The following is a 24,438-nucleotide window of genomic DNA, read 5'->3' as shown; positions in this document are numbered from 1 at the left end:
GAGGTACGCAATGCGGAAATTCATGATGCTCCTGACTATTGCTGCAGTGCTTACCGGCTGCGGAAAGACCGAGCCCATGGCCACGGATACCGTGGAGTCGTTGGTGGGCAACCCTGAGCGGTTGAGGGAGTTGCGCGAGCAGTGCAGGCTCGACCACGCGAAGATGGGCGACGCACTGTGCAACCGTGTGGCCGAGGCCACGCGCAAGCGCTTCCAGGGCAACGGCACGCCGTACACCCCTCCCAAGACATCACCCAAGTTCTAACCGTGGGCCGCCTGCAACGCAGGCTGCATTTTTTGCCCGACACGCCGCAATGCGCTTTTGCTTGCGGCGTTTTTGTTGAACTCGCCCCCGCTGGAAACCTGCTTTTTTGCGGCAGCTTGGTGCTGATAACGGTCTTTGACCGGTACCAGACCGGCCCCTGATCCTGATGCCTGCGGCACACCGCGGTGCCGTCAGTAGGGAGCTGGAAATGCAGGGAACGAACGTGCTGTTCGGTCAGATCGCCGTGGTGTTCGGCATCGTGATCGCCGGAGTGTGGAGCGCCACGCAATGGACGGCAGCGGCCCTGACAACGCAGCGTGCGAGGGCTTCTTCGGTCGGTTGAAGAATGAACTGTTCTATCCTCGGGACTGGAAGAGCGTCACAGTTGAGCAGTTCATTGAGGTGCTCGACGACTACATCCGTTGGTACAACGAGAAGCGGATCAAGATCTCCCTGGGGGCCCTCAGCCCGATCGAATACCGGGTGAGCCTTGGACTTGCGGCATAAAACCAGTCCAAGTTTTTATCCGCACCCCCTCCTGGGGGTTAGTGGGTCACTTCTGCGTGGAAATCAACAGTCCATCGTCATATCGGCTCCATATTGACTGATCCCAATGCCCACGTCGAGCTGCTGCAGGGCATGCTCCCTTCAGGGGACTGTTGGCCCTTTGGGGCGGCGCCAGCCGATTGGTTTGTGCCCCCTGGCCAACGGAGCAAAGCCGTTGCGCCGCACTCGCCCAGAGAACAGCCGCCCCTTCCACACTGGCCCCGGCTTCTTGCTGATGACGAACCCTTTTGACTTGCCTCGGGCGGCGACACTCTTGATGATGGAGAAGTACACCCGGGTTCCGACCTTCCAGTCCATCTCCTTCGGCAAAGCGAATCGGTAGTGGCGATCTATGACGGTCGTTCCAGTGGGTTCACCGCGGCGTTTGACGGCTCTTTCATTCAGAGGCATATCTGTCCTTGTGTGATTTTCCGAATGCTTCGTCAGCAAGATGGGGCAGAGAGCATGGGCAGTCTCATACGGAGATCACCCAGGGGTGAACGGGGTGGAATGGCAGCGTTGTAGCTGTTCTTCGAGCTCACACTGGACACTGGGATCGGACAGACCCTTCGTTCCATCGCAGGCGATCAGGTGGTGCCGATACGCCTCTGGCCAGTCTTCGAGGTCGTCATCGAGCGCGATCCAGTGGCGCGGCGTTCTGCGCTGGGCGTCCTGCTGGATTTGTACTCCCCGGGGTGTTCCACGAAACATGGATTGATTCCAGGGATCCACGCCATGTACCCCCTTGTGGTATGTCCCGCCTATGAAGCGGGAGCGCAAGGATGTGGGTAGGCGTTTGACGTGGCGCTGTACCCCGGGCGGATGCACCAGGTGCTGCTGAGCACCGGGGCCACTGCCGGGTAGGGCTCCAGGGCCTGTTCCAGGATGGGAAGCCATTCGAACAACGTGCTTCCTGCGGCTTCGTAGGGGCTCGTGTAGATGCCCTTGCGGGGATGCCAGAGCACTTTCTCGTGGTGGACCACGCATCGAGGTCCAGGTAGAGGATCACGTCGGCACTGCGGGGCGTAGATGCCGGAACGTAGATTGGTTGGTGCTGGGAGGGCATGGCTGGTTCGCCGAATGAAAAGGTGCCAGCTCTTACGAGAATGTGCCGGACTGAGCCGGCAAGAGCAGGCCGCGCAGCAAGTCCAGGCCACCGGGCTGTTTCAGGATATCCAGGGGGCGCCTTTGGCCGAGTCCGGAGACGAAGCTCACCAATCCGTGGTCCAGGCAGCTCCGTGTATCAAAGTCCTGCGGGTTGCCTGACTCTTCGGCCATGCGCTGCACGAGCGCGGCGAGGGAGTTGATTTCTGCGTTGAAAGCCATGAACGACCTCAACCTGCGCCCGCAAACGGGGCTACGTCCGCATCAAAGGAGGTCGGAGCAAGACGTTGATCGTGCAGCCAGGATGCCTTGTCGTACACAAAGCCCATGAACTCCTGGTCCAGAGTGGTTTGCCGCAGGATGAGTTGGCGCGCGAAGTTTGCCAAGTGTGCAACTTCCCTTTCGTTTCGAACTTCCAGCGGCGCCACCAGGCTCACCCCCATGGCCCAGCTCAGGCGCTGCCATTTCCAGGACGGGCGAACCTCCAGGTCAATGCCTTCCTGGCACAGTCGCTTCTCGATTTCGAGCAGTTTGGCGTAGTACTGCCGCTGCGCCGCTGAAGGCTCGCGACTGGTGTAGCTATTCAGCTTCTTGCGTCTGCCTGTCTTTCCCACCTTCTTGTAGTTCCTGGTGCCACCTTCAAAGAGCCAGCGATCGTGGGGGTCTTCACCGGCTTCTTCCCAGGCCTGCGATTTGACTTGCTCCCAATTGAGATCCCGAGGGTGTCGCCACCAGACGATGATGCGTCGTCCATTGAGGATGAAGCCCACATCGTCCCAGTACGACAGGCTTGTCTCCGTCATATTCCAATAGGCATGGGGGATAAATAGGCCGCCTTCCGACAGGCGCCACGGGTGCGTGCGGTGGTATTCCCGCATGCGTCTTCCCAGCCATTCATAGTGCGGATTTTTCATGTGCGAGCGTTTTCTCCAGAGGGCAGTGGATGTTCGGTACGTGGGTTCTCGACAGGTTCTGTGAGGGGTGTACCTGTTTATTCATCTGGGCCTGATTCATCAGAGGCGCCAAGTGCGCTCACCCACTGACCACTTCAACTCGTCCACGACTCTGTGCATGATCCAAACGCACTGCTCATCGGTACACCAACGCTTGGCCTGAAGGCCTTTCAATGCGGCTTTCACTGTCGCCTCCTTGTCTCCATCGAAGGACGCGATTTTTCGCTGGCAGTACGGGATCATTTGCGACGCAAGGTCGTCGCACATGAGAAAAGCTGCCACCACCTCAGAGGGCGAGGTGCCCGGGGCATAGAACTTTCCACCCTCCTCAATGAGGCCCATCTTGGGCTGAGCGCCTGCAACGGCTGATATATGCGCAGTCACCGGGAAGTCTTTCGGCACACTAGTGAAACTGGTTGGGTCCCTTTCCATGTCGGCTCCTTATCATGGAAGCAAAATCTGGCACAAAGCAAGCCCCCAGTGTGACCTCTGCGCAAGCATGCCCCCGTGGACGATATCTTTTCTGCCCTACATCCGAAATCTCTGGCGATCAATCATTGCTCGCTGTGCTCAGCGAGTGGGGTCCGTCATCTCAACACCGTTCCTCCACTGCTCGGACACATGAAGACCTCATCCAGCCTTCAGCATGGTCGCCGAGTGGGTTTGATCAGAACATTCAGCGATCTGCCAGAGAGTCGCTGGATGTAGCCCCAGTTGGGCAAGCAAGGCGTGATACTGATCGCGCGCCGCCAGCAATGCGTCGTATGTATCTGGCAACCACTTAAATTGACCCATCTCGTTCACGCGCCCCAGAGCCTCGGACAATGCATCCTCATCATCGGGGCCGAAAAATAGTGCCTGCATCGCATCCAGATACCAAATCTCAGGCATCACGATGGCGCGCCCCGAAGCCAGCATGTCTAGCTGAAACCGCCAACTCATTGACTGCAGCGCCAGCGCAGCCGTAGCTGCGTCAAGACCCCAAGCAGTCAATCGATCTCCTTTCAAGAAAGAAGCGTCCGCTGCGATGCCAAACATCGTTTTGTGAACCTGGCTTGCGGAGAAATCAAGCTGGTTCAAGCGCGCCTCGTACATCGGTTGTGGCGCCATCCTCATGAGGTTCTGAAACGCCAGCGGGCCAAAGGTGAACTCCTTTTCGGCGGACTGTCGATCGGCGTCGGACAACTCAAGCATGGCAAGTTCCATGTCGGATGCCCGTCGTCGCAAGGCGCATGGAAGAGAGCGATCCCAACTTGCAGCCGCTGGACATCGCGGGTGTGACTTTCTTCGACGCTGATGGCGAGTCGAACATGCCCAAGTTCGGAAGGTTCTTCAAGACGCTGGGGCTACGCACCTTCGCCTTCTACGACCTTGACTACAAAAAGAAACGTAAGGCCGAGCAGGCGCAGGCTCTGGCGGACAACTTCGAAATCAATGTTGAGCACGCCTACAAGGGCTTCGAAGACCTCGTCGTGGCGGAGGTGCCCGTGGATCGGCTGTGGTCCTTCCTGTCGGGCCTAAAAGCCAATGATGAGAACGGCAACGTCGCCATCCCCGATGTGCGCCCGAACGACGACGCGGTCAAGGCCATCGCCAAAGAAGCCCTCGGCGGCAACAAGGGCGCCGGCTGGTCGGCGCGCCTGTTCGAGGAGTGCGAGCTCCACGAGCTGCCGGCCACAGTGACGAAGTTTCTGGCGTCAGCGTTCGCACTGTTCCCACCTCCACCCCCGATCGACGACGGCGATGGAGCACCACCTGAACCGGCCGCCGCTGCTGCCGCTCCATGAACGAGCCTTGCATGCTGCGCGAAAGCGTCATGGCTTGCGAGGGCCATGTCTTGGTCATCGGCGGCCCCGGCAGCGGCAAGACGACGCTCGCGCTGCGCAAGGCGGTCAAGCGGATTCGCGACGGCATGCTTCCGGGTCAGTCGGCCTTGTTCCTGAGCTTCTCGCGGGCGGCAGTGGCGCGCATCTTGGATGCCGCCAAGCTCGAGTCCACCAAAGCCGAACAGGAGCAGCTCTCCATCCAGACGTTTCATTCGTTCTTCTGGGATATCCTCAAAGCCCACGCCTACCTGCTTGGGGCACCGCATAGGCTCTCGATCTTGCTGCCACACGACGAGAAGGCCCTGTCGGGCGGCCTCGGCGACGAAGACGATGGCTGGGACGAGTGGCTCGTCGAGCGTGAGCGGCTGTTTCGAGAAGAGGGGCGGATCGCGTTCGATCTGTTCGCGCTCAATGCGACAGCTCTGTTGGCGCGCTGCTCGCATCTTTTGGCGTCGATCGCCCATCGGCATCCCATCATCATCGTGGACGAAGCCCAGGACACCGGCCAATACGCGTGGCAGTGCATCCAGATGCTCGCGCCACACACGCAGGTGCTGTGCCTGGCAGACCTCGAGCAGCAAATCTTCGACTACCTACCAGGCGTCGGCCCGGAGCGCGTGATCGCCATCCGGGCGGCGTTGAAGCCGCACGAGATCGACCTTGGGACGCAGAACCACCGCAGCCCGGACTCCGAAATCTTGGCGTTCGGCAATGACATCCTGACGGCCAAGCCACGCGGCGCGCCCTACAAGGGCGTATCCGCCCTTGCCTACCGCCCCGAGAAGCCACCGCCGAACTGGAATCATCTGCTGCGCCGAGCCCTCGGGGAGCTCTTGAAATCAATTCGGGCTCAGAGCGACAAGAAGGTGGAGACGATCGCGATACTGGTCACCAACAACCGCAGTGCGTTGAAGATGTCCAACGCCCTCAACGCGTTGGGGGCCAGCGTCGGTAGGCCGGTTCGGCACAAGCTACTGTTCGACGAGGCCGAAGCGCTGCTGTCAGCCCGTTTCGCGGCCTTTCTGCTGGAACCCAAGGATCTCGCCCAATTGGAGGCCGATGTCGCCACCAGCATGGAAATGATCGCCGCCGCGAGGCGCGCGACGGGACAGGGCCGGAAGGAAGTCGCCAAACTCTTGGAGCAGGCCAACAAAATCAAGGGTGGCAAGGCCCTGAACATCAACATCGCCAACGCGCTGCGCGGCCTGATTTCAGGCTTGGCAGTTAACGATTTCAGCGGCGATCCCGCCGAGGACTGGCTCGCGGTCAAACATGAGCTGCGGGCGACCAATCAAGACGAACTCACGCGGGTCGCTGCGCAGTTGGACTTCTTGGTCGCGTTCCGTCGGGGACATCGCATCTCGGCTGCCCTCTCTGATGAATGGCTTCGCGACGGCGCCTACACCAACGCCCGCACCGCCCTCGACTTGGCTCTCGCACAGGAGCAAATCCTCGACGGCGTGGAGCCACCGATGGGCTTGCAAGTCATGAACTTCCACAAGGCCAAGGGCAAGCAGTTCGACGGAGTCATCCTCGTCCGCGAAGCTCGTCGGACGGGCCCCGCCGTCGAATCATCTTTCGTTTGGCGAGGCGACCCTGCCCCGTATCCCAAAAGCCGACGTGTGCTTCGAGTCGGCATCACGCGAGCAAAAGTCCACACGCTCATCCTCGATCCGCTTTGGCCGCAATGCCCCCTGCTCAAGGGGCACAAACTCTAAGGAAAACTCCTCGTCAGTTGGACTGGCGCGTGGCGTTATGACGTATGACGATTGGTGACGGAGTTTTGCACGAAGACCAAGGTCATTCCCTCTTGAGCCGACCAGGCTGGCTACATATGCCGAATGAGAGTTGTCGGCTGCGAGGGGAATCGCTTCGCACGAGGAAGGTCAATGACCGGTTCCGGCAGTCGCTGACATTCGCTTTAGAACGGCGAACGACCGTACCCAGCCTGAAGCGGCCAAGCCCAGGTCGGTTCTGCAACGAATGCTGCGGCCGTGTCCGCACCGCGATCCGGTCCCTGCGCTATGTCGATCATCCGGGACTCGGCGTTCTCGCCGAAGGGCGGGCATCACAGCCTTTGTGGTCGCATTAAATATTGTAGAGTCTTAAAAATTATTGTAATTCACAGCCACCACCCACCAGAGCCACCGCACTCGCCGTATGGTGCGGGCTGCCGGTGGGGCGCAGGGCCCAGCGCTCCAGTGCAAACCGGCCGCACAGACTGGCCACGGCGGCGCTCTCCAGCGCCTCGTCCACCGTCATATCCGGTAGCACCCCGGCAAAGCGCTGGGCCAGCATGGATTTACCCGAACCTGGCGGCCCCATCAACAAAAGACTGTGGCCGCCCGCGGCTGCGATCTCCAGGGCGCGCTTGGCCAGGGCCTGGCCTTTGACATCGGCCAGGTCGGCATAGACACCCGTGGTCTGCAGGGGCGTAGCCTGCATGCGCGTCCAGCCACTGTCCTCGGGCGCCGGGCCTTCACCCGTGCTGCCGGACGGCAAAAACTGCTGTACCACGTCCAGCAGATGGCGTGCACGCCAGACCTGGGCGTCGGGCACCAGCGCGGCCTCTTCGGCGCTGCCCGGCGGCAGCACCAACCGCACCCCGGCGGGCAGCGCACGCAGCGCCAGGCTGGTGGCCAGCGCTCCACGCACGGGGCGCAGCTCGCCCGAGAGCGACAACTCCCCCGCAAACTCATAGCCTGCAAGACGGGCGGCATCGATCTGACCGCTGGCCGCCAGGATGCCCAGGGCGATGGGCAGATCGAAGCGTCCCGAGTCCTTGGGCAAATCGGCCGGAGCCAAATTCACGGTGATGCGCTTGTTGTGCGGGAACTCCAGCCCGGCGTTCTGCAACGCCGAACGCACGCGCTCACGCGCCTCCTTGACCTCGACCTCGGCCAGTCCCACCAGCGTGAAGCTGGGCAAGCCATTGGCCAGGTGCACCTCGACAGTGACAGGCGGCGCCTGCAACCCCAGCAGGGCGCGGCTTTGCACCAAAGCAAGACTCATGCGTGTATTTCTCCCCAGACGAGTGCGGTTTGCGGGCGGCGGGCGCAATGGCCGGTGGCCATGCACCAGTCCGGTGCAAAGGCTATGTACCGCCCTGCGAATGTAGCGGTGAAAGGCCTGGCACGGTCTGTGCGTAGACAGGCTATCGCTTGTTTTTTTCTGACCGGAGGACCCATGAACCACACATCTCTCAAGACCCTCGGTATCGCCCTTGTGGCAGCCATGCCCCTGATGGCCAGCGCCCAGCTGAGCGGCAACCTGAGCCTGACCTCGAACTACAAGTACCGCGGCCAGGACCAGGACGTCAGCAAGGTGAAGGCGTTCAAGCCTGCCGTGCAGGGCGGCCTGGACTATGCCTTTGGCGAATCCGGCTGGTACGTGGGCAACTGGAACTCCAGTGTGGACTGGCTGCCCGGCAACTCGATCGAGATGGACCTGTACGGCGGCTACAAATTCAAGGCCGGCGAATTCGACCTGGACCTGGGCGCGCTGACCTACCTCTACCCCGGCAACACCACGGGCAACACGACCGAGCTGTATGCGGCCGGCACCTGGGGGCCGCTGACGGCGAAGTACTCGCACACCGTCTCCAAAGACTATTTCGGCTGGGCCGGTGCCAAGGCAGGCTCGGGCCGCAAGGGCACGAACACGGGCTACCTGGCGTTCTCGTTCGCGCAGGAAGTGGCGCCCTCGATCACGCTCAAGGCTTCGGTGGGCTTCACGCGCTTTGCCAGCGACATCAAGGACACGGGCGTGCCCAACTACACCGATTTCAGCGTGGGCGCCGCCTATGACCTGGGCAATGGTCTCTCGCTCGGCGCAGCCGTGGCGGGCGCCAACAAGAAGGCTTATTTCGGACCCGCCAACCAGTCGCGCCTGCTCGTCACCCTGACCAAAACCCTGTAAGGAGGAACAGAAAATGAAAATGGTGACTGCCATCATCAAGCCGTTCAAACTCGACGAAGTGCGCGAGGCCCTCTCCGACATCGGGGTGCAGGGCATCACGGTGACCGAAGTAAAGGGCTTTGGCCGCCAGAAGGGCCATACCGAGCTCTACCGCGGCGCCGAGTACGTGGTGGACTTCCTGCCCAAAGTGAAGATCGAGGCCGCCGTTGCCGACGACCTGGTCGAGCGCGTCATCGAGGCCATCGAAGGCGCGGCGCGCACCGGCAAGATCGGCGACGGCAAGATTTTTGTCTCCGACCTCGAACAGGTGGTACGCATCCGCACCGGCGAGACCGGCCAGGACGCCCTGTAAGCCACCCCTTCCACCCAACGCGAGAAACTGCCATGAAAAAACTGCTTGCCTCCCTCCTGCTAGGGCTGGGCCTGCTGGCCACCGGTCCGCTCGCCCTGGCCCAGGCACCTGCCACTCCCGAACCCGCCGCCATGGCGGCCCCGGCCGAACCGGCTGCAGCTACCGACACGGCGACAGCGCCAGCCCCGGCTGCGCCTGTGGCCGCGGCTGCAGTGGCCCCGGCCGCACCGGCCGCCGCACCCAAGCTCGACTCGGGCGATACCGCCTGGATGCTCACTTCCACGCTGCTGGTCATCCTGATGACCCTCCCCGGCCTGGCGCTGTTCTACGGCGGCCTGGCCCGCTCGAAGAACATGCTGTCGGTGCTGGTGCAGGTGTTCGTGGTCTTTGCCATCATCAGCGTGCTGTGGGCGCTGTACGGCTACAGCCTGGCATTCACCGGTGAGGGCCGGTTCTTCGGCGGGCTGGACAAGCTGTTCCTCAAGGGCATCGCACCCGACACGCTCTCCGGTCTGCTGCCCACCATTCCGGAATATGTGTTCGTGGCCTTCCAGTCCACCTTTGCCGCCATCACCGTGGCGCTGATCGTGGGCTCGTTCGCTGAACGCATCCGCTTCTCGGCCGTGCTGATTTTCTCGCTGCTGTGGTTCACCTTCAGCTACATCCCCATGGCCCACATGGTGTGGGGCGGCGGCCTGCTGGCCAAGGACGGTGCGCTCGACTTTGCCGGGGGCACGGTGGTGCACATCAACGCCGGTGTGGCCGCGCTGGTGGGCGCCTACCTGGTGGGCAAGCGCATTGGTTACGGCAAGGAAGCGCTGACCCCGCACAGTCTGACGCTGACCATGGTGGGCGCCTCGCTCCTGTGGGTGGGCTGGTTCGGTTTCAACGCAGGTTCGGCCGGTGCCGCCAACGGCGTGGCGGGCCTGGCTTTCATCAACACCGTGCTGGCCACGGCCGCGGCCACCCTGTCGTGGCTGGCGGGTGAATCGCTGCACAAGGGCAAGGCCTCCATGCTGGGCGCGGCCTCGGGCGCTGTGGCCGGGCTGGTGGCCGTGACCCCGGCAGCAGGCTTCGTGGGCCCCATGGGTTCCATCGTGATGGGCCTGATCGCGGGCATCGTCTGCCTGTGGGGCGTGGGTGGTCTCAAGCGCATGCTGGGTGCGGACGATGCCTTTGACGTGTTTGGCGTGCACGGCGTGGGCGGCATTCTGGGCGCCATCCTGACCGGTGTGTTCGCCTCGCAAAGCCTGGGCGGCACGGGCGGCCTCACCCCCGACACCTATGCCATGGGCGCCCAGGTCTGGGTCCAGACCAAGAGCGTGCTGGTCACCATCGTGTGGTCCGGCGTGGTGGCCTTGGTGGCCTACAAGGTGGCCGACATGCTGGTGGGCCTGCGCGTGAGCGAAGAAGCCGAACGCGAAGGCCTGGACATCACCTCGCACGGCGAAACGGCTTACAGCCGCTGAAGCGTCCCTGCCGTGGTGTCTGGTGGGGCCACGGCAGGACAGCGCGGAAAACTCCAAGGTGCTTGTAGCCCGCCCGCACGGCGGGCTTTTTTTGCGCTGAAAATTTGAACAAAATATGCTTCCAGCGCAATCCAATCAAGCGCAGATAGCTATTAAATTAGTAGCAAATACAAGAAATACAGCGTGACTGTGGGCGAAAACGCTCACATGGCCCGTGCAGAAAATTCACGCAGCCCAGGACCGCGCCGCCGCGCACAGGCAGACCCCAAGGCTTACCATCCAAGCCTATGGAAAGCGCCCTTCACCACATGATTGAACAGGTGCGCGCCGCAGGCGCGCGCCAGGCACCACTGCACATCCGTGGCGGCGGCAGCAAGGATTTTCACGGCACCCTGCCCCCAGGTGAGCTGCTGGACACCCGGGACTGGCGAGGCATCGTCAGCCACGAGCCCACCGAGCTGGTGGTGACCGTGCGTGCGGGCACGCCGCTGGCCGAGCTGGAAGCAGCCCTGTCCGAAAAAAACCAGTGCCTGCCCTTTGAGCCACCGCATTTCGGCCCGGGTGCCACCGTGGGCGGCATGGTGGCAGCGGGCCTGTCGGGCCCGGCCCGCGCCAGCGTGGGCGCGGTGCGCGACTATGTCCTCGGCCTGCAACTGATCAATGGCCGCGCCGAGCACCTGGTGTTTGGCGGCCAGGTGATGAAGAACGTGGCCGGGTACGACATTTCGCGCCTCATGGTGGGTGCCTGGGGCACGCTGGGGGTGATCACCGAGGTCAGCCTCAAGGTGCTGCCCGTGGCTCCGGCCGAGGCCACGCTGCGCTTTGAACTGGACCAGACCGAGGCCCTGCGCCGCCTGCACGCCTGGGGCGGCCAGCCACTGCCGCTCAACGCCAGCTGCTGGGTGCACGACGCGGGCATGGACACGCTTTACGTGCGCCTGCGCGGCGCCGTGGCCGCCGTCGAGGCAGCTTGCCGCAGCATGGGCGGCGAGCGCCAGGACAACGCCCGCGTGGCCGCCGACTGGGCCGCCTGCCGCGACCAGGCCTTGCCCTGGTTCGCCGCAGGGCCCAGCGCCGGACTGGATCTGTGGCGCCTGTCACTGCCCGCCACCGCGCCAGTGCTGGCGCTGCCCGGCGGCGTGGCGCCGCCGCTGGTCGAGTGGCACGGCGCGCTGCGCTGGGTGCAGGCCGCCCCCGGGCATGCGCAGGCGTTACACGACGCCGCCCGCCAGGCAGGCGGCAGCGCTTCACTTTTCAGAGCGCATAGCGCTGATGGAGAAAGCGCCACAGCCTTTTTTGATCCTTTACCCGCCGGGCTGCAAGCCATCCACGAACGCTTGCGCCAGAGCTTTGACCCGGCCGGCATCTTCAACCCAGGCCGCATGGCCTGGCAGCGCTAGCCCGTGCGGCGATTTCGCCACCTCACCGGCCAGCACCGCACGGTGGCCAGCAACCGGCGGCTGGGCTTGCTGCTCGCCTTCAACGCGGGCGCGGTCAACGCCGGGGGGTTTCTGGTGGTGCGGCTTTACACCTCGCACATGACGGGTTTTGTGTCCCTGCTGGCCGACAACCTGGTGCTGGGCAACATGGTGCTGGTGCTCAGCGCCGTGGGCGCGCTGCTGGCGTTCGTCAGCGGCGCGGCGCTCACTGCCATTTTGGTGAACTGGGCACGCCAGCACCGGCTGCACAGCAGCTACGCGCTGCCGCTGCTCATCGTGGCGCTGCTGATGCTGGTGTTCGGGCTGGTGGGCGCGGTCACGCTGGACTGGCATACGCCGTTTGCCGTGCCCGTCACGGTACTGCTGCTGTCTTTCATCATGGGCTTGCAGAACGCCACGGTGACCAAGATGTCCTCGGCCCAGATCCGCACCACGCACATGACCGGCGTCATCACCGACCTGGGCATTGAGCTGGGCAAGATGCTCTACTGGAACAGCAGCGCCAGCCCGCCCGACCAGCAGGTGCGCGCCAACCGCCAGCGCCTGCGCCTGTTTGCCGGGCTGCTGGCCATGTTTCTGGTGGGCGGCATCGCCGGTGCCGCCGGGTTCAAGCATGTGGGCTTTGTGTTTGTGGTGCCGCTGGCGCTGGTGCTGTTTGCGCTGGCCCTGCCGCCCCTGTGGATTGACCGCGCCCGCCTGCGCCCGAACAGCCGCCGCGCGCACGGCACCCCCGCCGCCGGGCAGAACCCACCGCCCGCCCCCTGATTTGTTGCAGCCCCTGAGCCCCACCATGCAAACCCAACTGGCCCCCGAATTCCAAGGCACCCCCGAAGGCATCGAAGCCGAAGCCATCCTGCGCAAATGCGTGCACTGTGGCTTTTGCACCGCCACCTGCCCCACCTACCAGTTGCTGGGCGACGAGCTGGACGGCCCGCGGGGCCGCATCTACCTCATCAAACAGGTGCTCGAAGGCGCGCAGCCCACACGCGCCACGCAACTGCACCTGGACCGGTGCCTGACCTGCCGCAACTGCGAAAGTACCTGCCCCAGCGGCGTGCAGTACGGCCACCTGGTGGACATCGGCCGCAAGATCGTGGACGAGAAGGTGCCACGCCCGCTGGTGCAGCGAGGCCTGCGCTGGGCACTGAAGGAGGGCCTGCCCTCACCCCTGTTCGCCCCCGCCATGAAGATGGGCCAGGCCGTGCGCGGCCTGCTGCCCGCCAGCCTGCGCGCCAAGGTGCCCGCACCCGAACCCGCCGGTGCCTGGCCCACGCGCGAGCACGCACGCAAGGTGCTGATGCTGGTGGGCTGCGTGCAGCCCGCCATGATGCCGGGCATCAACAGCGCCACGGCGCGTGTGCTCGACGCGGCCAGTATCCAGACCCTGGTGGCACCCGAGGCCGGTTGCTGCGGCGCCGTCAAGTTCCACCTGAACGACCAGGACGGCGGCCTGGCACAAATGCGCGCCAACATCGATGCCTGGTGGCCGCACATCGAGAGCGGCGCGGTCGAAGCCATCGTCATGAATGCCTCGGGCTGCGGCGTCACCGTGAAGGAATACGGCCACCTGCTGCGCCACGACCCGCAGTACGCCGACAAGGCGGCCCGCACCAGCGCGCTGACACGCGACCTCTCGGAACTGCTGCCCGACATTGCCCCAGCGCTACAAGGCCGCCTGCGCAACATCCCCCAGGGCGTGGTGGCCTTCCACCCGCCTTGCACGCTGCAGCACGGCCAGCAACTGCGCGGCGGGGTAGAGCAACACCTGCGCACGCTGGGCTTCGATGTGCGCCTGACCCTGAACGAATCGCACCTGTGCTGTGGCTCGGCTGGCACCTATTCGGTGCTGCAGGCCCAGCTCTCGCACCAGTTGCTTGAACGCAAGATCGGCCACCTGTCCGCCCTGGAACCGGTCGTCATCACCTCGGCCAACATTGGCTGCATCACCCACCTGCAAAGCGGCACCGGGACACCGGTGCGCCACTGGGTGCAGGTGCTGGACGACGCGTTGGCTGCATGATTTCACCCTCGGCGCGAGCCCGCCGCACAGCGTGGTGCGCCAAGGCTGGCATGATTGAGGGTTTTGTTGCCCCCTCTCCTGCTCTGCCATGACCGATTCCGCGCCCGCACCTGACCAGACCCCCGCTACCGCCGCAGCCCCAGGCACGGCCGCGAACGAGGGGCCTGTGAACGCTCCCGCCAGCGCGCAGGGCACGCCCCCGCCCGCCAACGCCACGCGCGGCAACGCCCGCGGCCGCCGCAAAGGTGCAGGTCCCGCAGCCGGTGCCGGTGCACCGCAGGCCGATGGCCAGGCCAAGACGCCCCGCGCGCCACGGCCCGTGCCGCCCGCGCTGGAAAAGCTGGCCGAGCTGTACCCGCAACTCTTTGGCGCAGTGTTTCTGCCGCTCAAGCGCGGCATCTTCCAGGACCTGCTGGCCGCACACCCCGAGCTGTTTGAGCGCGAAGCGCTGAAACTGGCCCTGGGCATCCATACACGCTCCACCCGCTATCTGCACAGCGTTGCCGAAGGGCGCCAGCGCCACGACCTGCAGGGCCAGCCGGTGGAAGCCATGGCCCCCGAGCACATCCACCAGGCACTGCTGGAGGTGCACCGCCGCCGCCAGGGCCGGGGCGGCGAGGATCTGCGGCCCAAACTGGTGGCGCGCATCGTGCGCAATATCCAGGCCAGCGGCCTGACGCGCGAGGAATACGCCGAACGCATGCACTCCCGCGACGAAGCCGCCAACGCCGTGCTGGCCGAGGCCCTGACCGAACTGGCTGCACTGCAGGCACGCGAAGAAGCCCTGCTGCGCGCCTACGAGGCCAGCGGCAAGACCGTGGCGGAATTTGCCGACATGTATGGCATGGACCCGCGCACCGCAGAGCGCAGCCTGCACAACGCCCGCCAGCGCGCCACTGCACCTGCACCTGACGCTGCGGCATGAGACAGCGCGCCAAAAACCATCAAAAAGATAGCTGCTGGCGCGCTCCCACCATGCCTCAAAGGCGCTTTTAACCTGTACTCTCTACAGCCAGCCTGTCTTGCGAAAACGCCAGTACAAGACGGCGCCGGAACAAAAGATTACCGCCAGCGCCGCCGGGTAGCCAAAGGCCCATTTCAGCTCGGGCATGTGCTCGAAGTTCATGCCCCAGATGCCGGCCAGGGCCGTGGACACGGCAAAGATGGCTGCCCAGGCCGCCAGGCGTTTGGTGGTCTCGGACTCTTCGATGGTCACCATCGACAGATTCACCTGGATGGCCGTGCCGATGGTGTCGCGGATGGTGTCGATGGCCCCGTTGATGCGCGAGAGGTGGTCGTGCACGTCGCGGAAATACTCCTGCGAGCCCGTGCACACCTCGGGCACGCGCCCGCCGTGCAGCTTGCCTGCCACTTCCAGCAGCGGTCCTGCGGCATGGCGCAACACGGTGGTGCGGCGTTTGAGGGCATACAGCCGCTCGATGTTGCCGCGCGCCGCGCCCCGATCGAAGATGTGCTCCTCGATGGTCTCCAGCTCCGACTCAAAGTCATCGATCATCGGGAAATAGCGGTCCACCACCTCGTCCATCAGGGCATACAGCACAAAGCCTGAGCCATGGCGCAGCAGCAGCGGCTCGCGCTCGCAGCGCTCGCGCACATCCTGAAAACCCTTCTGGCTGCGCCGCCGCACCGAAAGCACGTAGTTGTGCCCGACAAAAATGGCGACCTCGCCCACGTCCTCGGCGTCGTAACCAGACTCGGGCAGGTGGAGCACGACGAACACCATCTCGCCATACTCTTCAATTTTGGGCCGCTGATGGCCTTTACGGGCGTCTTCAACGGCGAGTTCATGCAGACCGAACTCCTGTTGCATCTGCTCGAGTTCTTCGTCCGACGGGTCCAGCAGCGCTACCCAAACGAAGGAGTCGGGCTTGTGCAGCCAGTCGCTGATGTCGTCCACACTGATGTCAGCGCGCTTGCGACCGTTTTCGTAGACAACGCAGTTGATGAGCATGGGAACGGCGTCCGGAAAATTCAGGCCAGGGCCGCTTCAATATCGCCCGCCAGCTTGGACGGCGTGTCCTGCGGTGCATAGCGGCGAATCACCTGGCCGTCCTTGCCCACCAGGAACTTGGTGAAATTCCACTTGATGGCCTTGCTGCCCAGCAGGCCCGGGGCCTCGGCGGCCAGCCAGCGGTACAGCGGGGCGGCATCCGCTCCATTGACGTCGATCTTGGCCATCATCGGAAAGCTCACGCCGTAGTTGAGCTGGCAGAAGCTGGCGATGTCCTCATTGCTACCCGGGTCCTGGTGCGCGAACTGGTTGCATGGAAAGCCCAGCACCACCAGCCCCTTGCTGCCGTACTGCTGGTGCAGCTCCTCCAGCCCGCCAAACTGCGGCGTGAAGCCACAGGCGCTGGCCGTGTTGACGATGAGCAGCACCTTGCCCTCGTACTGGCGCAGCGGCACCATCTCACCATGGATGTTCTGGGCGTCAAAGTCGTAAATGGTTGGCATGGGGGCTCCGGTGCAAAGGCAATGGCGGCGCGGCAGGCGCGTGGGCCGGTCATCGTAGCGCCTTTGAAGGGCCGCTGCCGGGTGCGGGCACATGGCCTTTTCAGCCGTCGCGGATCGCAATCGCGGCATCCAGAGCAGAAAATCGCACCCATCGCGTGGTAACTTTGGGCATCCATCCACCTGTTGCGGGAATCGGGGGCCTGCGCCCTCGCCCAGTCCATCACCATGCCAATCCATGTCGCAGCCGTCAGGCAACTCCTGGTGGGCCAGGCCCTCATGATCGAGGGGGCCGCGCCCACGGGACATTTCAGCGCCGTCTTTGAAGACGATGGCGAAACCGGCTACTTCTACGCCATCGACCGCGCCGCCAAGGGCCAGTCGATCCAGGATACCTTGCACATCTACAACGTGGCCAGCGTGACCGACAAGGACAAGGCGTCCACGGTGCGCATCGGCTGGACCGCCGACGGCAGCAAGGTGGCGCTGCTCATCAACGACTACCCCCACGCGGTGTTCGATTTTGAAGCGCAGCAGGGCTACTGCCGCTCGGGCTTTCCGCCGCCGGGCGTGGGGCCCTGGTCGCAGCAGGGGCATGAATGGAACGAGGCCTGCGTCAGCCTTTTCATGTAAGGCGCCTGCGGGCAGGCACAACGGCCAGCAAGGCCGCCAGCATGATGCAGACCCCGCCCACCAGCGTACGCTCCTGCAGCGCAGCGGCGTCCAGCAGCCATGAGGAGGCACTGGCAAACACCACCTCGGTCAGCATGACCAGGGCCGTAGTGCCTGCTGCCAGCCGCGCCGCACCGTATTGCAGCGCGTAGTTGCCTACCAAAAACGCCAGCGCCAACCCCAGTGCCACCAGCACCCAGCCCATGGCCACCGGGGGCACCGGCGTGACGATACCCACAGCCATGCCCGTTGCCGCCACCAGCGCGGCCATGAGCGCGCCCCCGCCAAACATGGCCAGCATGCGCGCCTGCTCGGGCACCTGGTGCAGTCGGCGCAGCATGACATTGGTCAGCGCAAAGGTAAAACCACCCGCCACGGCCAGCAAATCGACCGCCGACAGGCCCTGCGCCAACTGGCTGAGCGGCACACCCGGCGGCAGCACCACCAGCACCACGCCCGCAAAAGCCAGTGCCAGGCGCAGCAGCGCCAGCGGCGTGGGCACTTCGCCTAAAAATCGCCAGGCCAGCAGCACCGACCAGGCGGGCATGAGATAGAACAGCAGCACCACGCGCACGACATCGCCCACCGTCACGGCCCAGTTGAAACACACATTGGTCAGCCCTGCGCTGACCGCCAGCAACCACAGGCCCGGGTAGCGCAGCACCTGGCGCCAGGCGCCGGGCAGCAGCACCAGCAGCGTGACCAGCGCCAGCAGGTACATCAGCGCCGTGGCCCACAGCGGGTGCAGGCCCGCACCGTGCAGCAACCGAAAAGGCCACCAGGAAACGCCCCAGACAAAAGCATTGAACAGCAGCGCGAAAACGGGCAAGGATTTTTTCATCAAAATGGCCTCCAGCGCTTTACTGGAAAGCGCTGCAAGCTATCAAAAACGGAGTTTTAGTGGAGCGTATCCTGCCGGGCGATGCGCAGCAGGTGGTCCATCTCTTCAGGATATTTGGCGCAGTTGTGGGCATGCCAGCGCTGGATCACCCACATGATGCCAGCCACCACCACGCCAAAGGCGGTGATCGCGCCAAAGGCCGACAGCCCCAACTTGGTGGACAGGCTGTAGAACGCCCCCAGGCCGAGGATGCAGGCCTGCTCGTTGAAGTTCTGCACGGCAATAGACCGGCCCGACCCCATGAGATTGTGGCCCCGGTGCTGCAGCAAAGCATTCATGGGAACCACCAGGAAACCACCCAGGCCGCCCAGCACGATGAGGAAAGGCACCGCCAGCCACAGGTGGTTGATGAAGTTCATCAGGATCACCAGCAGCCCCATGGCAATGCCCAGCGGCATGACGCGCGTCGCCATTTCCAGGCGCATGTGCATCGACGCGGCCACGGCCCCCACGGCCGTGCCAATCGCCACCACCCCCACCAGGGCCGATGCCTGTGTAGTGCCATAGCCCAGAGCGGCAGCGCTCCAGGCCAGTACGATATAGCGCAGGTTGCCCGAAACGCCCCAGAACAGCGTGGTGGTAGACAGCGAGATCTGGCCCAGGCGATCGTTCCACAAGCGCTTGTTACAGCTCCAGAAATCGGGCAAAAGCGACAAGGTGTTGGCCAGCACGCTGCGCTCGGGGTTCTGCCGCAGGGGCCGCATCTCCACCCCGGTCAGCGGAATGCGGGTGTTGAACCAGGCGGCGATGACGTAGACGATGATCAGCGTGGCAATGGCGGCCTGTGGCGCCGTGTCCACCCCGAAGTCCATGCCCGGCACATCCACCGACAGCAGCAGCGATGAGATGACAGGCCCCACCAATTGCCCGCCGAGCAGCACCCCGAGGATGATGGAGCCAATGGTCAGCCCTTCAATCCAGCCGTTGGCCTTGACCAATTGCGATGCGGGAAGCAACTCGGTCAGGATGCCGTATTTGGCCGGCGAGTAGGCGGCTGCGCCCAGCCCCACCACGGCATAGGCCATCAGCGGGTGCGAGCCAAACAGCATCATCAGGCAGCCCACGACCTTGATGGCATTGCTGACAAACATCACCCGGCCCTTGGGCAGCGCATCGGCAAAAGCGCCCACGAAGGGCGCCAGGATGACGTAGAAAAGCGCAAACATGGGCACCAAGGCGGCGCGCTGCCACTCGGGGCTGCCCCCCGTTCGCAGCAACTCGACGGCGGTCACGAACAGTGCGTTGTCGGCGAGCGAGCTGAAAAACTGCGCCGCCATGATGGTGTAGAAACCGCGCTTCATCAGTAGGCAGGTGGAGCATCAGTCTGGCTGATGAGGGGTTAAATCTGGTCGCCCGAAAATGTGACAGGCGGTTATATCACGCTGCTGTGCGGCACCGGTGCCAGAATCCGGGGCTTGCCCACCGGACTCTCCGAACATGCCACGCCCCATTCAAGCCACCATCCACACCCCTGCCCTGCAGCACAACCTGGCGCGCGTGCGCCGCGCCGCGCCGGATGCGCGCGTTTGGGCCGTGGTCAAGGCCAACGCTTACGGCCACGGTATCGAGCGCGCCTTTGAAGGACTGCGCGGCGCCGATGGCTTCGCCCTGCTGGACCTGCAAGAGGCCGAGCGCGTGCGCCTGCTGGGCTGGCGCGGCCCCATCTTGCTGCTGGAGGGCGTGTTCGAGCCGCGCGACCTGGAACTGTGCTCGCGCCTGGGCCTGTGGCACGCCGTGCACTGCGACGAGCAGATCGACTGGCTTAGCCGTCACAAGACGCAAGTGCCGCACCGCGTTTTCCTGAAGATGAACTCGGGCATGAACCGTCTGGGGTTTACGCCCCAACGCTTTCGCAGCGCCTGGGCACGCCTGTCTGCACTGCCCCAGGTGGACGAGATTTCGCTCATGACGCATTTCTCTGACGCCGACGGCCCGCGCGGCATTGCACACCAAATGGCGGCGTTTGCCACCGCCACGCAGGACCTGCCCGGTGAGCGCAGCGTGTGCAACAGCGCCGCCACCCTGCGCCACGCCCAGGACGCGGGCGTGCGCGCCGACTGGGTGCGTGCGGGCATCGTGCTCTACGGCAGCGCGCCCGACTTTCCCGAGCACAGCAGCGCCCACTGGGATGTACAGCCCACCATGACGCTGGCCACCCGTCTGCTGGCCGTGCAGGAGCTGCAGGCGGGCGACACCGTGGGCTACGGCTCGCGCTTCACGGCCGAGGGGCCCATGAGCATTGGCGTGGCCGCCTGCGGCTATGCCGACGGCTACCCGCGCCACTGCGACACCGGCACGCCCGTGCTAGTGAACGGCGTGCGCACCCGCCTGGTGGGCCGCGTGAGCATGGACATGGTCACGGTGGACCTCACGCCGCTGCGGCGCGCCGGCATGGAGGTGGGCTTTGGCAGCGAGGTCACCCTGTGGGGGCGCGCGGGCAACGGCGCCGTGCTGCCCATCGATGAGGTGGCGCAGGCGGCTGGCACGGTGGGCTATGAGCTGATGTGCGCGCTGGCCCAGCGTGTGCCCGTGGTGGCCGACTGAAGCCCCATGACCCAGCCGCGCAGCACCCGCAAAAACAAGTCCAACTGGCGCGCGGTGCGCATGCCGCACCAGGACATCGAGCGCACATTGCACCAGCGCTACAGCCTGCGCTTGCACGGGCTGTGCATTGGCAGCTTCACACTGCTTCTCATGTGGGCGACCGCGCACCTGCAGCTGCAGCTGGGCGTCGAATCCCTGGCGCTGCGCTATCTGGTCACGCTGGCCGTGGGCTATCTGGGCTACCTGCTGGTACTGCGCGTCTGGGCGGCGCGGCTGCTGCGCCGGCGCACGGCCCAGGACAGCGGCTTTGACCTGGACCTGCCCGACATCGACTGGCCTAGCGGCGGTCCATCCGGCGGCGGGGAGCGCGTGCCGCTGCCGCGCACCGGCGGGGGCGACTTTGGCGGCGGCGGTGCCTCGGGCGATTTTTCCGAGGGACTGGGCAGGTCAGCCGATGGCAGCGCACTGGGCGATATGGCCGGTGGCGCACTCGAAGCGGCGGGCAGTGCCGACGAGGGCGCTATCGTCGTCGTGCCCATCGTGGCGATCTTCCTGATCGGCTCTGCCGTGCTGCTGGGCGCCGGCTCGCTGGCCATGGCATTTTTTGGCTGGGACGCCCTGCTGGCCGTAGCAGTAGAGCTCGCCTTCTCCGTGGCCACCGCCCGCGCGGCCATGGGCGTCGAGCGCGAGGGCTGGCTGGGCGCCGCCGTACGCCTGACCTGGAAGCCGCTGCTCGGCGCCCTGCTGTGCGCCGTGCTACTGGGCGCCAGCATCGACCATTTCCTGCCCGACGTGCATTCGCTGCCCGAAGCGGTGCGGCTGCTGCGGCGCTGAGCCGCCCCGCCACAAGGCCTTGGCGCCACCACCTCACGCACACCAGGCTAGCGCAGGCTTTTCCATAGGGCAGTCCCCCATTCACGGGTGATGGCCCTTGGCCTACGCTCGGAGCGCTCATACCAGAAAGCCGCGCGCCACGGACTTTTCAGCCCTTCTTTCACCGCAGACCCCACCATGCCGCACCGCCCAGACACTGCCGACACCGCACCGCCCGCAGGCACGGTGCTTTCTTTGCAGCAACAGCGCCTGCGACAGATTCTGTGGGCCATCATCCTGGCGCTGGGTGTGGTTGCTCTGCTCAGTTTTGCCAGGGGCGCCTACACCAGCGTCGCTCTGGAGCTGGCGGCCATGGGTTTGGTGGCTGGCGCCTTCCGCTGGAATGAAGGCGGCCAGCAGGCGCGTGCAACGGCGCTGATGCTTTCCACCCTGATGGTGATGCTGTGCGCCCTCATGGCCGTCAGCGAAGGGCTGTATGACGAAGCCATCATGGCATTTCCCGGTCTGCTGGTATTTGCCGGCATGTATGGCTCGCGGCGGATGTTCATCGTGCTCCTGGGCTGCATGCTGGTAGCACTGGTCGCGTTGTTTGTGCTGCACCAGGCGGGCGTGCTGCGCAGTGTTGCAGACCCCTTGGGCCTGGGGCGCGCACTCATCCTCTGCACTGTGCTGGCAGTGACGGGATTTTTTGTCTGGCTGCTGTCGGGTGATCTGCGCCAGGCGATGGCCCAGCTCGAATCTGAAAAGCAGGCGCTCATGGACTCCCACGCGCGTATTGAGATGCTCGCGCACCGGGACCCACTGACCCAACTGCCCAACCGCACCTTGGCCAAGGACCGGCTGGAGCAGCTCCTGCTGCAGGCCCGGCGCGACCGCAACATGGTGGCCGTGATGTTCCTGGATCTGGACAACTTCAAGACCGTGAACGATTCGCTGGGCCACGGGGCAGGCGACCGATTGTTGTGCCTGGTGGCCGAAAGACTGGGCTCCAGCCTGCGCGCCTCCGACACGCTGGCACGGCTTTCGGGCGATGAGTTCCTGATCCTGCTCGGCGGCATCAAGAGCGAGGAGGCCATCACGGCGGCTACTTCGCACGTCATGCAGTTGCTGGAGCAGACTTTCCCACTCCAGGAGCTGGACGTAGTGGTAACCGGATCGCTGGGCATCGCCGTCTTCCCGCGCGACGGCGCCGGGGTGGAAGACCTGCTCAAGCACGCCGATCTGGCCATGTACCAGGCCAAGGATGCGGGTCGAAACACGTTCCGCTTCTTCGACGCCAGCATGAACGAGAGCGTGGTCGAGCACCTGCACATGGCCTCTGGCTTGCGCACGGCGCTAGACCGCGGCGAACTGCAAGTGCATTACCAGCCCCAGTTCGACCTGCGCAGCGGCGCCATCATCGGCGCCGAGGCCTTGCTGCGCTGGCGGCACCCGGAACTGGGCTTCATTCCCCCCAACAAATTCATTCCCGTGGCGGAGCGCACCGGCCTGATCAACGAAGTGGGCGCCTGGGTGCTGCACCGGGCGTGTGAAGATGCACAGTCTTGGCGCAGCCAGGGGCTGGGCGATCTCACGGTGGCCATCAACGTCTCGCCGGTGCAGTTCCGCCGCGACAACATCGAGCGTGAAGTCGCCAACGCGCTGGCCGCCTGCCAATTACCACCCAGCGCCATTGAGCTGGAACTGACGGAATCTTTGCTGGTGGCCGACGCACAGCACCTGAGCGAAGTGCTGCAGCGCCTGCGGGAACTCGGGGTGCAGATCGCCATCGACGACTTTGGCACCGGTTATTCCAACCTGGGCTACCTGCAACGCTTTGCCGTGCACCGCCTCAAGATCGATCAGTCTTTTGTACGCAAAATGTGCACCAGCGCGCATGACGAGGGCATCGTGCGCGCCATCATCGAGATGGCCCACTGCCTGGGCCTGGAAGTGGTGGGCGAAGGCGTGGAAGATCTCGCAATGCTGGACAAGCTGCAAAGCTTCGGGTGCGAATTTGGCCAGGGCTTCCACTGGTCTCCCGCCTTGCCGCTCGATGCATTCACGGCCTTTGTGCGCCAGCACCAAACCACCGCCACCTGAACGGGGCGGCGGTCTATGGGCCACCGATGGGCCACTAAGCTATTAAAAATATAGCTTGAAGCGCTTATCATATAAGCCTTAGAGGCCATTTTTACCTTAAAATATTTCTGGGCGATTTACGGCCCAAACCTCCCCTGTGCGAGAGCCCAACCATGCCCCAGTTTGCCGCCAACCTGAGCCTGATGTACACCGAGCTGCCGTTTCTGGAGCGCTTTGCTGCGGCCGCACGCGATGGCTTTACGGGCGTGGAATACCTTTTCCCCTACGCATTCAATCCCGTGGAACTGGCCGCGCGGCTGCGCGACCTGGGCTTGCGCCAGGTGCTGTTCAACGCCCCGCCTGGCGACCACCAGCGCGAGGACATGGCGTCGGCCTGGGACACGGGTGCGCGCGGCACGGCCGCGCTGCCCGGGCGCGAGGCCGAATTTCGCGCCGGCGTGCGGGAGGCACTGCGCTATGCCGAGGCATTGGATTGCCCCCACATCCATCTGATGGCCGGTTGCCTCCCCGAAGGAGCCGACCGTGCGGCGCCACGCGCGTGCTACGTGGACAACCTGCGCTGGGCTGCGCACGAAGCCGGCGCACAGGGGCGCATGGCGCTGATTGAGCCCATCAACCCCCGCGACATACCAGGCTACCTGCTCAACCGCCAGGACGAGGCGCATGCGCTGATCGACCTGGTGGGTTCGCCGCACCTGAAAGTGCAAATGGACCTGTACCACTGCCAAATTGTCGAGGGCGATGTGGCCACCAAACTGCGCCAGTACCTGCCCACAGGCCGTGTGGCGCACCTGCAGATCGCCGGCGTGCCCGAGCGCCAGGAGCCCGACCGGGGAGAGCTGCACTACCCTTACCTGCTGGACCTGATCGATGCACTGGGTTACACCGGCTGGATCGGCTGCGAGTACCGGCCCGCGTCCGGCACCTCCGAGGGGCTGGGCTGGCGCGACCGAGCCTGCCTGCCCAGCGCCGCTGCCGTCACGGCGGTACGCGAGACTGCGTAAGGGAATTCGTGTACTGATGTAACAAGCGAACGGCTTT

General features: G+C 64.4%; 25 protein-coding genes and 2 pseudogenes. 17 read left to right on the top strand and 10 right to left on the bottom strand.

Annotated elements, in window-relative coordinates; translation table 11 throughout:
* Positions 1-10 precede the first annotated feature (10 nt).
* From C8D04_RS15685 to C8D04_RS15675, 3 genes and pseudogenes are all read left to right on the top strand, one after another.
* Positions 11-265, top strand: a complete 255-nt coding sequence (locus tag C8D04_RS15685; RefSeq protein WP_116005690.1) for an EexN family lipoprotein — start codon at positions 11-13, stop codon at positions 263-265.
* Positions 266-473: 208 nt separating this feature from the next.
* Positions 474-608 (top strand): hypothetical protein, encoded by a 135-nt coding sequence (locus C8D04_RS19155; RefSeq protein WP_255415531.1) that lies wholly within the window; start codon positions 474-476, stop codon positions 606-608.
* Positions 569-772 (top strand): annotated as a pseudogene (locus C8D04_RS15675) (IS3 family transposase); the annotation flags it as partial. The gene C8D04_RS19155 and the pseudogene C8D04_RS15675, both read left to right, overlap by 40 nt.
* Before the next feature lie 525 nt (positions 773-1,297).
* On the opposite strand, the gene C8D04_RS15670 reads toward C8D04_RS15675, so the two are convergent.
* The 5 genes from C8D04_RS15670 to C8D04_RS15650 all read right to left on the bottom strand — a co-directional run bounded on the left by C8D04_RS15670 (position 1,298) and on the right by C8D04_RS15650 (position 4,074).
* Positions 1,298-1,708 carry an HAD domain-containing protein gene (locus C8D04_RS15670; protein ID WP_233521201.1) on the bottom strand — a complete coding sequence of 137 codons (411 nt, stop codon included), beginning with the start codon at positions 1,706-1,708 and terminating at the stop codon, positions 1,298-1,300.
* Between the two features lie 201 nt (positions 1,709-1,909).
* Positions 1,910-2,137 (bottom strand): hypothetical protein, encoded by a 228-nt coding sequence (locus tag C8D04_RS15665; RefSeq protein WP_116005689.1) that lies wholly within the window; start codon positions 2,135-2,137, stop codon positions 1,910-1,912.
* A gap of 8 nt (positions 2,138-2,145) precedes the next feature.
* Complete coding sequence (locus C8D04_RS15660; RefSeq protein ID WP_233521200.1) at positions 2,146-2,829, bottom strand: hypothetical protein; 684 nt, start codon at positions 2,827-2,829, stop codon at positions 2,146-2,148.
* Positions 2,830-2,928: 99 nt separating this feature from the next.
* On the bottom strand, positions 2,929-3,300 hold the full coding sequence (locus tag C8D04_RS15655; RefSeq protein WP_233521199.1) for a hypothetical protein: 372 nt from the start codon (positions 3,298-3,300) through the stop codon (positions 2,929-2,931).
* 198 nt (positions 3,301-3,498) lie between these two features.
* Positions 3,499-4,074 (bottom strand): hypothetical protein, encoded by a 576-nt coding sequence (locus C8D04_RS15650; protein WP_116005688.1) that lies wholly within the window; start codon positions 4,072-4,074, stop codon positions 3,499-3,501.
* A 26-nt stretch (positions 4,075-4,100) separates the two neighbouring features.
* On the opposite strand from C8D04_RS15650, the gene C8D04_RS15645 reads away from it, so the two are divergent.
* Together C8D04_RS15645 and C8D04_RS15640 are read left to right on the top strand one after the other, a co-directional pair.
* The gene (locus C8D04_RS15645; protein WP_233521198.1) at positions 4,101-4,655 is read left to right on the top strand and encodes a hypothetical protein; all 555 of its coding nucleotides are present in this window, start codon (positions 4,101-4,103) and stop codon (positions 4,653-4,655) included.
* Between the two features lie 11 nt (positions 4,656-4,666).
* Positions 4,667-6,412, top strand: coding sequence for an ATP-dependent helicase (locus C8D04_RS15640; protein WP_233521197.1), 1,746 nt, complete (start codon positions 4,667-4,669; stop codon positions 6,410-6,412).
* Positions 6,413-6,821: 409 nt separating this feature from the next.
* Here C8D04_RS15640 and C8D04_RS15635 read toward each other — a convergent pair.
* Positions 6,822-7,706: pseudogene (locus tag C8D04_RS15635) on the bottom strand (magnesium chelatase domain-containing protein); the annotation flags it as partial.
* Between the two features lie 174 nt (positions 7,707-7,880).
* Between C8D04_RS15635 and C8D04_RS15630 the strand changes: the two are divergent.
* The 7 genes from C8D04_RS15630 (at position 7,881) to C8D04_RS15600 (ending at position 14,817) form a co-directional block, all read left to right on the top strand.
* On the top strand, positions 7,881-8,612 hold the full coding sequence (locus C8D04_RS15630) for a TorF family putative porin (RefSeq protein WP_116005686.1): 732 nt from the start codon (positions 7,881-7,883) through the stop codon (positions 8,610-8,612).
* Positions 8,613-8,625: 13 nt separating this feature from the next.
* Entirely contained in the window at positions 8,626-8,964 is a 339-nt protein-coding gene (glnK, locus tag C8D04_RS15625) for a P-II family nitrogen regulator (protein ID WP_116005685.1), read from the top strand.
* 32 nt (positions 8,965-8,996) lie between these two features.
* A complete protein-coding gene (gene amt, locus C8D04_RS15620) occupies positions 8,997-10,433 on the top strand; it encodes an ammonium transporter (protein ID WP_116005684.1) in 1,437 nt (478 codons plus the stop codon).
* 287 nt (positions 10,434-10,720) lie between these two features.
* Entirely contained in the window at positions 10,721-11,833 is a 1,113-nt protein-coding gene (gene glcE / locus C8D04_RS15615; RefSeq protein ID WP_116005683.1) for a glycolate oxidase subunit GlcE, read from the top strand.
* A gap of 3 nt (positions 11,834-11,836) precedes the next feature.
* Entirely contained in the window at positions 11,837-12,637 is an 801-nt protein-coding gene (locus C8D04_RS15610; RefSeq protein WP_116005682.1) for a YoaK family protein, read from the top strand.
* Between the two features lie 25 nt (positions 12,638-12,662).
* Positions 12,663-13,892 (top strand): glycolate oxidase subunit GlcF, encoded by a 1,230-nt coding sequence (glcF, locus tag C8D04_RS15605; protein ID WP_116005681.1) that lies wholly within the window; start codon positions 12,663-12,665, stop codon positions 13,890-13,892.
* Between the two features lie 88 nt (positions 13,893-13,980).
* Positions 13,981-14,817 carry a ProQ/FINO family protein gene (locus C8D04_RS15600; protein ID WP_116005680.1) on the top strand — a complete coding sequence of 279 codons (837 nt, stop codon included), beginning with the start codon at positions 13,981-13,983 and terminating at the stop codon, positions 14,815-14,817.
* 81 nt (positions 14,818-14,898) lie between these two features.
* Here C8D04_RS15600 and corA read toward each other — a convergent pair whose 3' ends face one another.
* Both corA and C8D04_RS15590 read right to left on the bottom strand, forming a co-directional pair.
* A complete protein-coding gene (corA, locus tag C8D04_RS15595) occupies positions 14,899-15,864 on the bottom strand; it encodes a magnesium/cobalt transporter CorA (protein ID WP_116005679.1) in 966 nt (321 codons plus the stop codon).
* Positions 15,865-15,884: 20 nt separating this feature from the next.
* Positions 15,885-16,367 carry a glutathione peroxidase gene (locus C8D04_RS15590; protein ID WP_116005678.1) on the bottom strand — a complete coding sequence of 161 codons (483 nt, stop codon included), beginning with the start codon at positions 16,365-16,367 and terminating at the stop codon, positions 15,885-15,887.
* Positions 16,368-16,592: 225 nt separating this feature from the next.
* Between C8D04_RS15590 and C8D04_RS15585 the strand changes: the two genes are divergently transcribed.
* The gene (locus C8D04_RS15585) at positions 16,593-16,997 is read left to right on the top strand and encodes a DUF2251 domain-containing protein (RefSeq protein ID WP_116006229.1); all 405 of its coding nucleotides are present in this window, start codon (positions 16,593-16,595) and stop codon (positions 16,995-16,997) included.
* Here C8D04_RS15585 and C8D04_RS15580 read toward each other — a convergent pair.
* Complete coding sequence (locus C8D04_RS15580) at positions 16,990-17,877, bottom strand: DMT family transporter (protein WP_116005677.1); 888 nt, start codon at positions 17,875-17,877, stop codon at positions 16,990-16,992. The two genes, C8D04_RS15585 and C8D04_RS15580, sit on opposite strands and share 8 nt — an antisense overlap.
* A 56-nt stretch (positions 17,878-17,933) precedes the next feature.
* On the bottom strand, positions 17,934-19,238 hold the full coding sequence (lplT, locus tag C8D04_RS15575; protein WP_116005676.1) for a lysophospholipid transporter LplT: 1,305 nt from the start codon (positions 19,236-19,238) through the stop codon (positions 17,934-17,936).
* 136 nt (positions 19,239-19,374) lie between these two features.
* On the opposite strand from lplT, the gene alr reads away from it, so the two are divergent.
* The 4 genes from alr (at position 19,375) to otnI (ending at position 24,401) form a co-directional block, all read left to right on the top strand.
* A complete protein-coding gene (gene alr, locus C8D04_RS15570) occupies positions 19,375-20,481 on the top strand; it encodes an alanine racemase (protein WP_116005675.1) in 1,107 nt (368 codons plus the stop codon).
* Between the two features lie 6 nt (positions 20,482-20,487).
* Positions 20,488-21,315 (top strand): hypothetical protein, encoded by an 828-nt coding sequence (locus tag C8D04_RS15565; protein ID WP_116005674.1) that lies wholly within the window; start codon positions 20,488-20,490, stop codon positions 21,313-21,315.
* Positions 21,316-21,492: 177 nt separating this feature from the next.
* Positions 21,493-23,397, top strand: coding sequence for an EAL domain-containing protein (locus tag C8D04_RS15560; RefSeq protein ID WP_158550320.1), 1,905 nt, complete (start codon positions 21,493-21,495; stop codon positions 23,395-23,397).
* Between the two features lie 152 nt (positions 23,398-23,549).
* Positions 23,550-24,401, top strand: a complete 852-nt coding sequence (otnI, locus tag C8D04_RS15555; protein ID WP_116005672.1) for a 2-oxo-tetronate isomerase — start codon at positions 23,550-23,552, stop codon at positions 24,399-24,401.
* The last annotated feature ends 37 nt before the right edge of the window (positions 24,402-24,438 follow it).

Origin of the sequence: Simplicispira sp. 125 (genome assembly GCF_003096555.1) — a bacterium.
In the GTDB taxonomy this organism is placed as follows: Bacteria; Pseudomonadota; Gammaproteobacteria; order Burkholderiales; family Burkholderiaceae_C; genus Simplicispira.
This window is presented reverse-complemented; position numbering and strand designations above follow the sequence as displayed.

Bases quoted from the DNA above. Each gene is read 5' to 3' on its own strand.
- C8D04_RS15590 (WP_116005678.1), bottom strand. From the start codon at position 16,367: ATGCCAACCATTTACGACTTTGACGCCCAGAACATCCATGGTGAGATG.
- C8D04_RS15650 (WP_116005688.1), bottom strand. From the start codon at position 4,074: ATGGAACTTGCCATGCTTGAGTTGTCCGACGCCGATCGACAGTCCGCC.
- C8D04_RS15670 (WP_233521201.1), bottom strand. From the start codon at position 1,708: ATGGCTTCCCATCCTGGAACAGGCCCTGGAGCCCTACCCGGCAGTGGC.
- amt (WP_116005684.1), top strand. From the start codon at position 8,997: ATGAAAAAACTGCTTGCCTCCCTCCTGCTAGGGCTGGGCCTGCTGGCC.
- C8D04_RS15565 (WP_116005674.1), top strand. From the start codon at position 20,488: ATGACCCAGCCGCGCAGCACCCGCAAAAACAAGTCCAACTGGCGCGCG.
- lplT (WP_116005676.1), bottom strand. From the start codon at position 19,238: ATGAAGCGCGGTTTCTACACCATCATGGCGGCGCAGTTTTTCAGCTCG.
- C8D04_RS15640 (WP_233521197.1), top strand. From the start codon at position 4,667: ATGCTGCGCGAAAGCGTCATGGCTTGCGAGGGCCATGTCTTGGTCATC.
- C8D04_RS15580 (WP_116005677.1), bottom strand. From the start codon at position 17,877: ATGAAAAAATCCTTGCCCGTTTTCGCGCTGCTGTTCAATGCTTTTGTC.
- corA (WP_116005679.1), bottom strand. From the start codon at position 15,864: ATGCTCATCAACTGCGTTGTCTACGAAAACGGTCGCAAGCGCGCTGAC.
- C8D04_RS15665 (WP_116005689.1), bottom strand. From the start codon at position 2,137: ATGGCTTTCAACGCAGAAATCAACTCCCTCGCCGCGCTCGTGCAGCGC.
- C8D04_RS15630 (WP_116005686.1), top strand. From the start codon at position 7,881: ATGAACCACACATCTCTCAAGACCCTCGGTATCGCCCTTGTGGCAGCC.
- C8D04_RS15655 (WP_233521199.1), bottom strand. From the start codon at position 3,300: ATGGAAAGGGACCCAACCAGTTTCACTAGTGTGCCGAAAGACTTCCCG.
- otnI (WP_116005672.1), top strand. From the start codon at position 23,550: ATGCCCCAGTTTGCCGCCAACCTGAGCCTGATGTACACCGAGCTGCCG.
- C8D04_RS19155 (WP_255415531.1), top strand. From the start codon at position 474: ATGCAGGGAACGAACGTGCTGTTCGGTCAGATCGCCGTGGTGTTCGGC.
- C8D04_RS15560 (WP_158550320.1), top strand. From the start codon at position 21,493: ATGCCGCACCGCCCAGACACTGCCGACACCGCACCGCCCGCAGGCACG.
- glnK (WP_116005685.1), top strand. From the start codon at position 8,626: ATGAAAATGGTGACTGCCATCATCAAGCCGTTCAAACTCGACGAAGTG.
- C8D04_RS15600 (WP_116005680.1), top strand. From the start codon at position 13,981: ATGACCGATTCCGCGCCCGCACCTGACCAGACCCCCGCTACCGCCGCA.
- C8D04_RS15585 (WP_116006229.1), top strand. From the start codon at position 16,593: ATGCCAATCCATGTCGCAGCCGTCAGGCAACTCCTGGTGGGCCAGGCC.
- glcF (WP_116005681.1), top strand. From the start codon at position 12,663: ATGCAAACCCAACTGGCCCCCGAATTCCAAGGCACCCCCGAAGGCATC.
- C8D04_RS15685 (WP_116005690.1), top strand. From the start codon at position 11: ATGCGGAAATTCATGATGCTCCTGACTATTGCTGCAGTGCTTACCGGC.
- glcE (WP_116005683.1), top strand. From the start codon at position 10,721: ATGGAAAGCGCCCTTCACCACATGATTGAACAGGTGCGCGCCGCAGGC.
- C8D04_RS15660 (WP_233521200.1), bottom strand. From the start codon at position 2,829: ATGAAAAATCCGCACTATGAATGGCTGGGAAGACGCATGCGGGAATAC.
- alr (WP_116005675.1), top strand. From the start codon at position 19,375: ATGCCACGCCCCATTCAAGCCACCATCCACACCCCTGCCCTGCAGCAC.
- C8D04_RS15645 (WP_233521198.1), top strand. From the start codon at position 4,101: ATGGAAGAGAGCGATCCCAACTTGCAGCCGCTGGACATCGCGGGTGTG.